The 13047-nt window shown below is 71.8% G+C and carries 12 protein-coding genes; 7 read left to right on the forward strand and 5 right to left on the reverse strand.

The features are described from left to right. Window positions 1-256: 256 nt before the first annotated feature. The 3 genes from vanH to vanX are packed head-to-tail and all read left to right on the forward strand — an operon-like array spanning window position 257 to window position 2924. Window positions 257-1213, forward strand: coding sequence for a D-lactate dehydrogenase VanH (gene vanH, locus AB0H12_RS00200; protein WP_499620763.1), 957 nt, complete (start codon window positions 257-259; stop codon window positions 1211-1213). After that, complete coding sequence (gene vanA / locus AB0H12_RS00205) at window positions 1210-2241, forward strand: D-alanine--(R)-lactate ligase (RefSeq protein WP_499619634.1); 1032 nt, start codon at window positions 1210-1212, stop codon at window positions 2239-2241. The genes vanH and vanA overlap by 4 nt, the downstream gene beginning before the upstream one ends. After that, window positions 2238-2924, forward strand: a complete 687-nt coding sequence (gene vanX, locus AB0H12_RS00210) for a D-Ala-D-Ala dipeptidase VanX (RefSeq protein ID WP_499619636.1) — start codon at window positions 2238-2240, stop codon at window positions 2922-2924. The genes vanA and vanX overlap by 4 nt, the downstream gene beginning before the upstream one ends. A gap of 44 nt (window positions 2925-2968) precedes the next feature. Here the strand turns inward: vanX and AB0H12_RS00215 are convergent, their stop codons facing one another. Both AB0H12_RS00215 and AB0H12_RS00220 read right to left on the reverse strand, forming a co-directional pair. Then, a complete protein-coding gene (locus AB0H12_RS00215; protein WP_499619637.1) occupies window positions 2969-4084 on the reverse strand; it encodes a sensor histidine kinase in 1116 nt (371 codons plus the stop codon). Continuing rightward, window positions 4077-4772, reverse strand: coding sequence for a response regulator transcription factor (locus AB0H12_RS00220; RefSeq protein WP_499619639.1), 696 nt, complete (start codon window positions 4770-4772; stop codon window positions 4077-4079). Before AB0H12_RS00220 ends, AB0H12_RS00215 begins: the two co-directional genes overlap by 8 nt. An 86-nt stretch (window positions 4773-4858) precedes the next feature. On the opposite strand from AB0H12_RS00220, the gene AB0H12_RS00225 reads away from it, so the two are divergent. Beyond that, window positions 4859-5368, forward strand: a complete 510-nt coding sequence (locus AB0H12_RS00225) for a M15 family metallopeptidase (RefSeq protein ID WP_499619641.1) — start codon at window positions 4859-4861, stop codon at window positions 5366-5368. Window positions 5369-5426: 58 nt separating this feature from the next. Here AB0H12_RS00225 and AB0H12_RS00230 read toward each other — a convergent pair whose 3' ends face one another. Further along, the gene (locus AB0H12_RS00230; RefSeq protein WP_499619643.1) at window positions 5427-6017 is read right to left on the reverse strand and encodes a hypothetical protein; all 591 of its coding nucleotides are present in this window, start codon (window positions 6015-6017) and stop codon (window positions 5427-5429) included. Window positions 6018-6258: 241 nt separating this feature from the next. On the opposite strand from AB0H12_RS00230, the gene AB0H12_RS00235 reads away from it, so the two are divergent. Then, the gene (locus tag AB0H12_RS00235; protein WP_499619644.1) at window positions 6259-7287 is read left to right on the forward strand and encodes an ankyrin repeat domain-containing protein; all 1029 of its coding nucleotides are present in this window, start codon (window positions 6259-6261) and stop codon (window positions 7285-7287) included. Window positions 7288-7296: 9 nt separating this feature from the next. On the opposite strand, the gene AB0H12_RS00240 is transcribed toward AB0H12_RS00235, so the two are convergent. Beyond that, a complete protein-coding gene (locus AB0H12_RS00240) occupies window positions 7297-8286 on the reverse strand; it encodes a LacI family DNA-binding transcriptional regulator (RefSeq protein WP_499619645.1) in 990 nt (329 codons plus the stop codon). Between the two features lie 103 nt (window positions 8287-8389). Between AB0H12_RS00240 and AB0H12_RS00245 the strand changes: the two genes are divergently transcribed. Then, window positions 8390-10309 carry a discoidin domain-containing protein gene (locus AB0H12_RS00245; RefSeq protein WP_499619647.1) on the forward strand — a complete coding sequence of 640 codons (1920 nt, stop codon included), beginning with the start codon at window positions 8390-8392 and terminating at the stop codon, window positions 10307-10309. A gap of 252 nt (window positions 10310-10561) precedes the next feature. Continuing rightward, window positions 10562-12013, forward strand: a complete 1452-nt coding sequence (locus tag AB0H12_RS00250; RefSeq protein WP_499619648.1) for a protein adenylyltransferase SelO — start codon at window positions 10562-10564, stop codon at window positions 12011-12013. Window positions 12014-12218: 205 nt separating this feature from the next. Here the strand turns inward: AB0H12_RS00250 and AB0H12_RS00255 are convergent, their stop codons facing one another. After that, complete coding sequence (locus tag AB0H12_RS00255; protein ID WP_499619650.1) at window positions 12219-13031, reverse strand: cyclase family protein; 813 nt, start codon at window positions 13029-13031, stop codon at window positions 12219-12221. Between the last annotated feature and the right edge of the window lie 16 nt (window positions 13032-13047).

A 13047-nucleotide genomic window follows, 5' to 3' on the forward strand; every position in this document is an offset into this window, starting at 1 on the left:
AACCATCGAGGGTCGGCACGACGGACCCTCGCCGCGCGGACGTCGACCGTCCTCTGTGGACTGGACAGGCTTCCGAGGGCGGTCACGCGCCCTACCGGTCGGTAACATATCGTCCGCGTATCGAGAACCGCATACGTGCCGGCAACGCCGCGCCGTCTTGACTGGCGGCATGACCGACAGCGAACCGGCACGGACGTCGGCCCGCCACACCCGGTCGCCGGTGTCCTGGTCCTCGTCGGCCGGTCCGACGACGGGGATCACGGTGTACGGCTGCGAGCCGGACGAGGCCGCCCTGTTCCGGGAGATGTCGCCTCGCTTCGGCGTCGTGCCGACCATCACCGAGGCCCCGGTGTCCGAAGCCAACGTCGAACTGACCTCGGGGAACCGCTGCATCAGCGTCGGGCACAAGACCCGGATCACGAGTTCCACGTTGCTCGCGCTCAGCCGGGCCGGCGTGAGGTACATCTCCACGAGGAGCATCGGGTACGACCACGTCGACGTGGACTACGCGGCGCGCGTCGGCATCTCCGTCGAGAACGTCGCCTACTCGCCCGACAGCGTGGCCGACTACACGGTGATGTTGATGCTGATGGCGCTGCGGAACGCGAGGTCCATCATCAGGCGCGCCGACGCCCACGACTACCGGTTGCCCGAGGTGCGGGGGAAAGAACTGCGCGACCTGACCGTCGGGGTGGTCGGCACCGGCCGCATCGGCGCCGCGGTCATCGATCGGCTGTGGGGTTTCGGCTGCCAGAAGCTCGCCTACGACATCCGTCCCCGGACCTCCGCCGACTACGTGCCCCTCGACGAACTGCTGCAGCAGAGCGACATCGTCACGCTCCACACGCCGCTCAACGCCGACACGCACCACTTGTTGAACCGTCGGCGCATCGAGCAGATGAAGCACGGCGCGGTCGTCGTCAACACCGGACGAGGTGGGCTCATCGACACCGAGGCCCTCGTTCCGGCGTTGGCGAGCGGCAGGTTGGGCGGCGCCGCGCTGGACGTCCTCGAAGGAGAGGAAGGGATCTTCTACGCCGATTGCCGGAACCGGCCCACCACGAGCACGCAGCTGTCGCGGCTGCAGGGGCTGCCGAACGTGCTGATCAGCCCGCACACCGCCTACTACACCGACCACGCGTTGAGCGACACGGTGGAGAACTCCCTCGCCAACTGTCGCGACTTCGACCGCAGAAAGCAGCACTGGATATGAAAATCGGAATTGTCTTCGGCGGCCGCTCCGAAGAGCACGACGTCTCCGTCAAGTCCGCGCGGGAGGTGGCGAAGCACCTCGACACCGAGAAGTACGAACCGCACTACATCGGCATCACGAAGAGCGGCTCCTGGCAGCTCTGCGACGGGCCCGACGCGGACTGGGAGAACGGCCGTCTCCGCCCGGCCGTGCTGTCGCCGGACAGCGGCGTGCGCGGGTTGCTCGTGCTGGAGGACGGGCAGTACCAGACGATCGGGCTGGACGTGGTGCTGCCCGTCCTGCACGGCAAGCTCGGCGAGGACGGCGCGGTGCAGGGCTTGTTGGAGCTCTCCGGCATCCCCTACGCCGGCTGCGACGTCCAGAGTTCCGCCCTGTGCATGGACAAGTCCCTGACCTACCTCGTCGCGCGCGGCGCGGGGATCGCCACGCCGGACTTCTGGACCGTCCCGGCGGGCGAGCAGGTCGATCCGGACCGGCTGACCTATCCCGTCTTCGTGAAGCCGGCCCGTTCCGGGTCGTCCTTCGGGGTCGGCAAGGTGACCCGGGCGGAAGACCTGCGAAGCGCGGTGGACACCGCGAGGCAGTACGACTCGAAGGTGTTGATCGAGGAGGCGGTCGTCGGCAGCGAGGTCGGCTGCGCCATCCTGGGCAACGGCGCGGAGCTGATCGCCGGCGAGCTGGACCGGATCGCGCTGTCCCACGGCTTCTTCCGGATCCACCAGGAGAACGAGCCGGAGAGCGGGTCCGAGAACTCGACCACGATCGTCCCGGCCGACATCCCGGCCGAGTCGCGCTCGCTCGTCCAGGAGACCGCGAAGGCGGTGTACCGCGCGCTGGGCTGCCGGGGGCTGTCGCGCGTGGACATGTTCCTGAAGGAGGACGGCACGGTGGTCCTCAACGAGGTCAACACCCTGCCCGGCCTGACCTCGTACAGCCGGTACCCCAGGATGATGGCCGCCGCCGGGCTGTCGCTCGGCGACGTGATCGACCGGGTCGTGTCGTCGGCGTTGGCCGGACAGGCCCGATGAACGACGACTTCGTCTTCCTGGACGAGTTCGCGCCCGGTATCCGCTGGGACGCCAAGTACGCCACCTGGGACAACTTCACCGGCAAGCCCGTGGACGGCTACCTGGCGAACCGGATCGTCGGCACGAGGGCCTTGTGCGCGGCCTTGGAGCGCGTGCAGAGGAAGGCCGCGGCCCTCGGCTTCGGCCTGCTCGTCTGGGACGGCTACCGCCCGCAACGCGCCGTCGACTGCTTCCTGCGCTGGTCACGGCAGCCGGAAGACGGCCGGACGAAGCCGCGGCACTACCCCAACATCGATCGCGCCGAGATGTTCGACAAGGGCTACGTGGCCGCCAGGTCGGGCCACAGCCGCGGCAGCACGGTCGACTTGACGCTCTACCACTCGGACACCGGCGAACTCGCCCCCATGGGTGGCGACCACGACCTGATGGATCCGATCTCACATCACGGCGCACCGGGGATCACGCAGGTCGAAGCGAGGAACCGCCGGCAGCTCCGCTCGCTGATGGAGGACTGCGGTTTCCGCTCCTACGACTACGAGTGGTGGCACTACACGCTGAACGACGAGCCGTACCCGGGCAGCTACTTCGACTTCCCCATCACGTGGTCGACGCCGCGTGACCTCGAAGTCGGGACCGCTCCGCGACGACTTCACGAGTCCGGCGCCGGCGGGATCGCCCGGTGACGGGGCCGGGCGTGGGCGGCCGGCGCGCTCGACGCGGAGTCGCGTCAGGCGCCGGTGTGCGGCGGCGCGACAGGTAGCCGCACGCTGATGCGGAGCCCGCCGCCGGCCCGCGGGGTGAGGGTGAGGGTGCCGTCGTGGGCTTGGGCGATGCTCTTGACGATCGCCAGGCCGAGTCCGACACCGGCGTGGTCGCGGCGCACGCGTTGGGTGCCGCGCTGGAACGGTTCGGTGAAGGTCGAGATCAGCTGCGGGGTGAGCTTCTCGCCGGTGTTCTCGACCGCGAGCACCGCCTTCTTGGCGTCGACGCCGGTCGTGACCCACACGGTGCCCTGATCGGGCAGGTTGTGGACGATCGCGTTGTGGACGAGGTTGGTCGTCAGCTGCAGCAGCAGCGCGTGCGATCCGGTGGTGGGCGTCATGTCGCCGGAGGTCTCGATGGTGAGGCCGCGCTTCTCCGCGAGCGGGAGGAGCGTTTCGGCGGCTTCCTCCGCGACGAGCGACAGGTCGACGTGCTCCCGGTTGAAGGTCCGCTGGTTGGCGCGGCTGAGCAGGAGCAGCGCCTCGGTGAGGTCGATCGCCCGGGTGTTGACGAAGCGGAGGCGTTCGACGAGCTCGCCGGCATCGCGGTTCGGGTCGTTGCGGGCGACGTCGAGGAGCGTCTGGGTGATCGCCAGCGGGGTGCGCAGTTCGTGGGAGGCGTTGGCGGTGAACCTGCGCTGTTCGTCGTCGTGCGCTTCGAGCCGCGCGAGCATGGTGTCGAAGGCGTCGGCGAGTTCGCGGAACTCGTCTTGGCGGCCCTCCAACGCGATCCGGTGGGAGAGAGATCCCGCCGCGGCCCGGCGGGTGGCGTGGGTGATGCGGGTCAGGGGCGCGAGCATGCTGCCGGCGAGGAGCCACCCTCCCAGGAGGCCGAACACCAGCAGGAACGCCATCGCCAGGCCCGCCTTCGGCACGAAGGCGTCCTCCAGGGCAGCGCGGTCGGGCACCGACGGGCCCGGCCGCCAACTCCCCGGGGGCTCGAGTTGGACGATGGTCTCGGGCACGTAGCGCAGCAGGAACACCCAGACGACCGCGAGCAGGGAGCCACCCGCGAGCATGAGGAACCCGGCGTAGCTGAGGGTGAGTTTGAGGCGGACGCTCAACCCGGGCGGCCTATCCACGGTCTCGTGCCTCGCGCCCGGCGTCGGACGCCGTGTCGATGCGGTAGCCGACGCCGGCCACGGTGGCGATGACCCACGGTTCACCGAGGCGCTTGCGCAGCGCGGAGACCGTGATGCGCACGGCGTTGGTGAAGGGGTCGGCGTTCTCGTCCCACGCCCGTTCCAGCAGCTCCTCGGCGCTGACGACACCGCCTTCGGCGGCGACGAGGACTTCGAGCACGGCGAACTGCTTCCTGGTCAGCGCGACGTACCGGCCGTCCCGGTAGACCTCGCGGCGGAACGGGTCCAGCCGCAGGCCCGCGATCTCCCGCACCGGCGGCCTGCTGTGCCCGCGCCTGCGGTCGAGCGCCCGGAGCCTGAGCACGAGCTCCTTCAGCTCGAACGGCTTGGTGAGGTAGTCGTCCGCGCCGAGCTCGAACCCGGAGGCCTTGTCGTCGAGCCGGTCGGCGGCGGTGAGCATCAGGATCGGCATGCCGCTGCCGGACGCGACGATGCTCTCCGCGACCTCGTCACCGGACGGTCCGGGGATGTCGCGGTCGAGGACGGCGATGTCGTAGGGGTTGACGCCCAACAGCTCCAGCGCGGTGTCGCCGTCACCGGCGATGTCGGCGGCGATCGCTTCCAGGCGCAGCCCGTCGCGGATGGCCTCGGCCAGATAGGGCTCGTCCTCGACGACCAAAACACGCATGCTCCGATGCTACGGTCCGCAGCATATCGCGGGCATATCGAGAATCTCGAACGTGCTCGCAACACCGCATCGCCTTCATTGGCGGTATGCGCTACCGCGAATCAGCACGCACCACGACCCGAATGCCGGCGTCCCCGGCCGACCCGCGCCCGCACGGCGCCGTCCCCGATCCCGTGACGGTCTTCGACGAGGGGATTCCGGCCGTGGCCAACCTGGATCCCGATCTGCTCGCCGCGCTGCGCCGAGCCGCGACCGATGCCGCGGCCGACGGGGTCGAGTTCTCGGTGAATGGCGGTTGGCGTTCCCCGGAATACCAGGAGCGGCTATTCGACGAGGCGGTTTCCAAGCACGGCTCGGAAATGGCGGCGGCCCGATGGGTGGCCACTGCCGACACCTCCGCCCACGTGTCGGGGGACGCGGTCGACATCGGGCCGGCCGCGGCCAGGGCGTGGCTGTCCGAGCACGGCGCCGGGTACGGGCTGTGCCAGGTCTACCGCAACGAACCCTGGCACTACGAGCTGCGCCCCGAAGCCGTCGCCAACGGCTGCCCGCCCCTGTACGCCGACCCGTCGCACGATCCGAGGATGCGGCGGTGACCGGTGGGCGCGGCGGGTCCGAGCCCGCGCACGGCGACCTGGACGCGCGGGACAGCCGTCAGTGGCGCAGCCGGCCCGTGATGCCGCGGCCGTCGGTCGCCACGCCCTCGATCCTGGTCGGGTCGACGCTCCAACGGTGGGCCAGCGCCATGACGTCGTGCTCACCCGGGATCGTCCGCAACCAGGTCTCGTCGTCCGGCGACTCGGGCCGGGTGCCGATGCCGAGCGCGGTCTCGTCCACCGTCACCTCGCCCTCGAACAGCGGCACGCCGCCGCCGTCGAAGTGGTAGGCCCGGCGCACCTTCCCGCCCGCGGCCAACACCCAGGCGCACGTGCCGGTGATGCGGTAGGTCTGGAAGAACTGCACGTGCCCGAGCCGCTCGCTCAACCCGGCGATCCAGTCCAGGAATCCCGGGCTGGACGCGTCGGGCAGGCCGCGACCCGGCACCAGCACCCAGGGACCGATCGGCGGGGCGACGAACACCGCGCCGTCGTAGGCCAAGTCGACCCCGTGCGCCCAGGTCACCCGCTTGCGCCGGATCAGACCGAGCACGTCGGCCGCGGTCGCCGCGTCCGGTGCGGTGACGGCGAGCCACCAGCACTTGTAGCCGAACGGGACTGCCCGGTCCACGCCCATGCCGAAAGCCACGCCCAATCCTCGCATCCCGCACGCCCTCACCGCTCCCGTTTACCGCAGCCCCGACGTGTCGGCGCGTCGGCGTGCGCGACCCGCCGGCGCCGCTCGGCCGACCGGTATGCTCGGCTCGGCGTCGGAGGGCGCCGCCGGGTCCGTCGGGCAGGACCGAGTCCACCTCCACCACCGAGCGAGTCATCTCTCGTGACGATCTCTTTCGACCCGGACGCGGACCACGGGCGCCGAAGGAGACGTCATGCCCGAGCTTCCCGCGCGGCCCAACCTCGACCAGTTGCGGCACCGGGCCCGGGACCTGCTGCGCGCCGCCCGACGTGGTGGCGTCGACGCCCTCGCCCGCGTCGGGGCGGTGTCCGATCGGGTCGTCCTCGCCTCGGCGCAGCTCGCGATCGCCCGGGAGCACGGGTTCGCGAGCTGGGCCAAGCTCAAGCTGGAGGTCGAGCGCCGCGACGTCCTCAACCAGCGGGACGTGTCCCGGCTGGCGGACCTGCTGGCCCGCCACCCCGAAACGGCCACCACCCGGATGGAAGGCTGGTCCGACCACCGCAAGGGCGCCGACGTGCTCGGCTACCTGGCCATGCTGCGGCTCGACCACCGGCGCCTCGGCCTGCCGCGCGACGTGCCCGGCTCGGACGTGGCGGCCAGGGCGCTGATCGACGCCGGCGCGCCGGTCGACGGTCATCCCGGCGACCAGGAGACGCCGCTGATCACCGCCGCCAGTTGCGGGGACGTCGACGTCGCGAAGGTGCTGATCGAGGCGGGCGCCGACCTGGACGCGGTGGCCGCACCGGACTCCGGCGGCGTGCCCGGCGGCACGGCGGTCGAGCACGCGGCGGTGTTCGGGATGACCGACGTCCTCGACCTGCTGGTCGCCGCCGGAGCCCGGGTCGACAGCCCGGAGATGGCCGCCGCGGCGGGAGACCTGACCGCCTGGCCGCCGCGACGGCTGAGCCCGCAATGCCGACTGCGGTGCCTGGTGTTCGCCGCCGACCACCAGCGACTGGACGTCATCGACCGGCTCGTCGCCGCCGGCACCCCCGTCGACGAAGCCGACGCCGAGTGGCGGCGGATGCCGCTGCACGTCGCGGCGGCCCACGGCAAGCCCGCCGGCGTCCGCCGGATGCTCGACCACGGCGCGGACCCGACGCTGCGCGACCCCCGGCACCTCCGCACGCCGCTGGAGTGGTGCCGGCTCTCGGAGGACGAGAGCCCAGGGCACGCCGAAGTGGCCGCCCTGCTCGTGGAACAAATGAAACAACGGCTGTAACGCGGGCGCTCAGATCGGTGCGGGACCGGTGGAGTCACGGATGACCAGCGTCGTGGACAGCTCCAGGTGCAGGGCCTCGGGCCGGTGCCCGTCGAGGACGCGCATGAGCTGGGTGACCGCGATGCGACCCATCTCCTGCAACGGCTGGCGGACCGTGGTCAGCGCGGGACGGGTCGCGCGACTGAGGTCGATGTCGTCGAAACCCGCGACGGAGAGGTCCTCGGGCACCCGGAGCCCGCGGTCGTGGGCGGCTTGGAGCGCGCCGACCGCGAGCTTGTCGTTGAAGCAGACGATCGCGGTCGGCCGGCTCGGCTCGTCCAGCAGGTCAGCCGCGGCGCGCAACCCCTCGGCGGCGGTGGGCTCCACGTGGTGGACGCGGTGGCGGGCGGGCAGGACGCCCGCCTGGGCCAGCGCGGCGTGGTGGCCCGCGGTGCGCGCGTCGCCCGCGAGCCAGTCCAGGGGCCCGGCGATGACGCCGATGTCGCGGTGGCCCAACTCCACCAGGTGCGCGGTGAGCGCGCGGGCGCCCGCGAGGTGGGCCGCCGACACCGAGGCGACGTCCGGCGGCGGCGCGGTGCGCGGGTCGACCACGACGAACGGGAAGCCGCGACGGGCCAGCGCGACGAGCCGGTCGCCGTCCTCCGGCGGCAGGATCAGGATCGCGGCGTCGACGTCCGGCTCGTCGGGCAGCGTGGTCAGCACGTCGGCCCGCTGGGAGGACACGCCCGCGTCGAGGACCATACGCACGCCGTGCAGGCGCAGCGTCTCGGCGATCGAGGAGACGATCAGGCCGAAGTAGTCGGTCAGCAGGTAGGGGCACCGGACGTGCACGGTGCGGCGGCTCTCGGGCGCGTCGGCCCGGCTGCGCGCCATCGCCTGGAGCACGAGTTCGCGCGTGCGCGGCGCCACGTTGACGTGGTCGTTGAGCACCCGGGAGACGGTGGCGATCGAGACGCCCGCCTCCGCGGCGATGTCGCGCACCCGCGCCCGCCTGGTCACCTCGGCAGCTTAACCGCGTCTTGCACCTTGACTTGTCCGGCACGTCACGTGTTCCATCACGAAACACATTCTCCTAGCTTGTTACATTGCTCGAAGGAGAGCGATGAAGAGATCCCGGACGATCGCCCTGACCGCCGCCGCGGCGCTCTCGGTCGGCCTGACCGGCGGCGCCGTGCAGGCGGCCGACCGCGGCACGACCTCGGCCCGGGTGTGGGTCACGACGGTGGATCGCAGCGAATTGCTCGCCGAACGCCCCTCCGTGGCGTTCCGGACCGGCTCGTCGCCGCACCAGACCATCGTGGTCGACCCCGACGTGACCTACCAGGAGGTCGACGGCTTCGGCGCGTCGATCACCGACTCGTCGGCCGACGTGCTGCACCGGCTCACACCGGCGGCGCGCGAGGAGACGATGCGCAAGCTGTTCGACCCGGTGCGCGGCATCGGCGTGAGCTTCCTGCGGCAGCCGATCGGCTCGTCGGACTTCACCGCCGAGGCCGAGCACTACACCTACGACGACGTGCCTCCCGGCCGGACCGACTTCGAGCTGCGCCACTTCAGCATCGCCCACGACCAGGCCGAGATCCTGCCCCTGCTGCGCCGGGCGAAGCAGCTCAACCCGGCGTTGCGGGTCATGGGCACGCCGTGGAGCCCGCCGGCGTGGATGAAGACCACCGACTCGCTGGTCGGCGGCCGGTTGAAGGACGACCCGGCGATCTACGACGCCTACGCGCGCTACCTGGTGAAGTTCGTCCAGGCGTACGCCGCCTCCGGTGTGCCGGTGGACTTCCTGTCGTTGCAGAACGAGCCGCAGAACCGGACGCCCGACGCCTACCCCGGCACGGACATGCCGGTGGCGCAGCAGATCAAGGTCGTCGAGGCGCTGGGACCGCTGCTGCGCAAGGCGAGCCCGCGCACGAAGATCCTCGCCTACGACCACAACTGGAGCACCCACCCGAACGACGTCGCCGCCACGCCACCCGGCGAGGACCCGGAAACCGACTACCCGCACCGGATCCTGGAGAGCCCGGCCGCGCGGTGGCTCGCGGGCACCGCGTACCACTGCTACTCGGGCGACCCGGCGGCGCAGACCGCGTTGCACGACGCGTTCCCGGACAAGGGCATCTGGTTCACCGAGTGCTCCGGCTCGCACGGCCCGCAGGACCCGCCGGCGCAGGTCTTCCGCGACACGCTCAAGTGGCACGCCCGCAACGTCGTCATCGGCACCACCCGCAACTGGGCGAAGTCGGCGGTGAACTGGAACATCGCGCTGGACAGCGCGGGCGGGCCGCACAACGGCGGCTGCGGCACGTGCACCGGCCTCGTCACGGCCCACCCGGACGGGACCGTGTCCACCGACGCCGAGTACTACACGATCGGTCACCTGGCGAAGTTCGTGAAGCCCGGCGCGAAGCGCGTCGCCAGCACGTCGTTCGGCACGACGGGCTGGAACGGCCAGATCATGGACGTCGCGTTCCGCAACCCGGACGGTTCCACCGCGTTGGTCGTGCACAACCAGAACGACGACCCGCGCACGTTCGCGGTCCAGGTGGGCGAGCGGATCTTCGACCACACCCTGCCCGGCGGCGCGCTGGCCACGTTCACCTGGCCGCGGGCCAAGGCGTTGGACAGCGGGCTCGACCCGGTCTCCCTGACCGGCGCCACCGCCACCACCGCGCCGAACGGGGAGAACCCGGCCGCGGCCGTGGACGGCGACGCGTCGACCCGGTGGAGCAGCGGCCAGGGGCAGGAGCCGGGCCAGTACCTCCAGGTCGACCTCGGCCGCGAGACGACGTTCCGGCGGGTGGCCGTCGACAGCGGCGGCAACCTCGGCGACTACGCCCGCGGCTGGCGGCTGTCGGTCAGCGACAACGGCACCGGCTGGCGGACCCTGGCGTCCGGAGTCGGCGCCGGTCAGTTGACCACGGTCGACGTGCCGCGCACGCGGGCCCGCTACCTGCGTGTCAGCACCACCGCGTCGGCCGGCGACTGGTGGAGCGTCGCCGACGTCCGCCTGTACCGCTGAGGTTGTCCCGGTCGGGGTCACGCCATCGCGGACCCGACCGGCCGGACGTCGTCGTCACCGCCGCGGATCTGCCCGACGACCAGGTGCGGCCCGTCGTTCGGCAACCGCGTGACGGTCTGGTCGAACTGGCGACCAGCCGGAGCGAGCGCAACGTCCTCGGCTGGGGCCTGGCCGCGAAGGACCGGGGGTCGAGGCCTTCGACCAGGACTCGTGACGCGGACGACGCAACGTGGACCACGTACCGTGGACCGGGTGAGCATCGCACCGGCAACCGTCACCCTGAGCGACCAGTTCGCCCGAACGCTCCCGGAGATGGCCCTCGCGTGGCAGGCCGAGCACGCTCCCTCGCCGAACCTGCTCGTGCTCAACGAGCGGCTGGCCGCCGAACTGGGCCTGGACGCCGACTGGTTGCGGAGCCCGGACGGCCTGCGACTGCTCGTCGGCGAGCAGGTCCCCGACGGCGTCACGCCCGTGGCGCAGGCCTACGCCGGGCACCAGTTCGGGCACTACGCGCCACGGCTCGGCGACGGTCGCGCCCTGCTCCTCGGCGAAGTCGTCCACGCCGACGGCGGCACGCGCGATCTGCACCTCAAGGGCTCCGGGCGCACGCCGTTCGCCCGTGGCGGCGACGGCCTGGCCGTGGTGGGTCCGATGCTGCGCGAGCACGTCGTCAGCGAGGCGATGCACGCCCTCGGAATCCCGACGACCCGTTCGCTGGCCGTGGTGGCGACCGGGCGACCGGTGCGCCGCGAGACCGTGCTGCCGGGAGCGGTGCTCGCCCGCGTGGCGAGCAGCCACCTGCGCGTCGGCAGCTTCCAGTACGCCCGCGCGACCGGGGACGTCGACCTGCTGCGCCGGCTGGCCGACCACGCGATCGCCCGTCACCACCCCGAGGCCGCGGACGCCGGCAACCGCCACCTCGCCCTGTTCGAGGCGGTGGTCTCGGCGCAGGCGTCGCTGGTGGCGCGGTGGATGCTCGTCGGTTTCATCCACGGTGTCATGAACACCGACAACACGACGATCTCCGGCGAGACCATCGACTACGGACCCTGCGCGTTCATGGACGCGTTCGACCCGGACACCGTGTACAGCTCGATCGACCACGCCGGGCGGTACGCCTACGGCAACCAGCCGCGCGTGGCCGAGTGGAACCTGGCCCGGCTCGCCGAAGCCCTGCTGCCGCTGTTCGCCGAGGACGAGGAGCGGGCGGTCGAGGCGGCGGTCGAGGCGCTCGGCGCGTTCCGCGGGCAGTACGACGACGCCTGGTCGGCCGGCGTCGCGGCGAAGCTCGGCCTCGCCGGCACCGCGCCCGCGCCGCTGGTGGACGACCTGCTCACCCTGCTGCGGGACAACCATGTCGACCACACCTCGTTCCACCACCGCCTGGGCGCGGCGGCAGACGGCGACACCGAGCCCGCGCGCGAGCTGTTCCTCGACCTCGCCGGGATCGACGCCTGGCTGGACCGCTGGCGCGCCCTCGGACCCGACGCCGACGCCATGCGCCGGGTCAACCCGGTCTACATCCCCCGCAACCACCTGGTGGAGGAGGCGCTCGCCGCCGCGACGGGAGGCGACCTGGTCCCGATGGAACGGCTGCTCGACGCGGTGACGTCCCCGTTCGACGAGCGGCCCGGCCTGGACCGCTACGCGGAGCCCGCGCCGGCCGACTTCGGCGCCGCTTACCAGACCTTCTGCGGAACCTGAGCGACCACGTCGCGGGCGGCGAGCGCGGTGAGGTCGTGGTGCGGCCCGACGAGCACCGGCCGCTTCAGGGCGGCCGCCTCCACCTGCACCGCGCCGGAATCGGTGACCGGAGAAGGACCCGACGACGCCGCTGACCACGTTCGACGACGACCAACTCGTGAGCTGCGGCTGACGCCCGGCGATCACCCGTCCGGGAGTCAGTGCGCTACCGCTTGGGCACGAAGGCGTAGATGCTGGCGGGCGAGCCGGAACCGCGGCGGTTGACCGTGCCGCCGACCAGGACGTGCGCGCCCTGCTCGGGCAGCTCGGCCAGGTTCGCCAGGACCTCCAGGCTGATCCGGTGCTCGCGGTAGAGCAGCTTGGAGACCCGGTACTCGGCGTCGAGCGCGGACTCCGGGCTGAACGTGTCCGTGCCCAGCGCGCCGCGCCGGCCGAGGCGCCCGGTGTCCACCAGCCACCGCACGGCCTCCAGCGAGAACCCCGGCTGGTGCATCAGACCGTCGGCGTCGAAGTTGAAGAACGCCGGGGTGCCCCAGCGCTCCTCCCACCCGGTCCACAGCACGACCGCGGCCTCGTTCGGGATGCGGCCGTGCCGCTTCTCCCACCGCTGCAGGTCGGCGACGCTCACCTCGTGATCGGCGTCGCGCGCGGCCTGTACCCGCACGTCGATCTTGACCGCGGGCAGGAACAGGTCCTCGGCGTCGAGCTCGTCGGCGTGCGGCTGGTCGTCGTTGAAGTGCGAGGGCGCCCCCCAGTGCGTGCCGGTGTGCTCGCCCTGCTGCACGTACTGCAGGTAGAACCCGTGCTCCGGCACCGTGGTCACGGTGGTGAGGGTGAACGCCGGGTCGCCGGGGTAGACGTTGGTCCGGTCCGGGTCGTTGACGTGGGCCAGGTTCACCAACCGGTAGTCGGCCAGGCCGAGTCGGCCCGAACGACCCGAAGCACCCGCCGCACCACCGCCCGCGAACATGCCGCCCACCGCTGTCACCACACCCGCGAGCATCGAGCGTCTCCGCACCGCCGACCACTCCTCT

Source organism: Actinosynnema sp. NPDC023794 (assembly GCF_040639675.1).
GTDB classification, from domain to species: Bacteria; Actinomycetota; Actinomycetes; order Mycobacteriales; family Pseudonocardiaceae; genus Actinosynnema; species Actinosynnema luteola.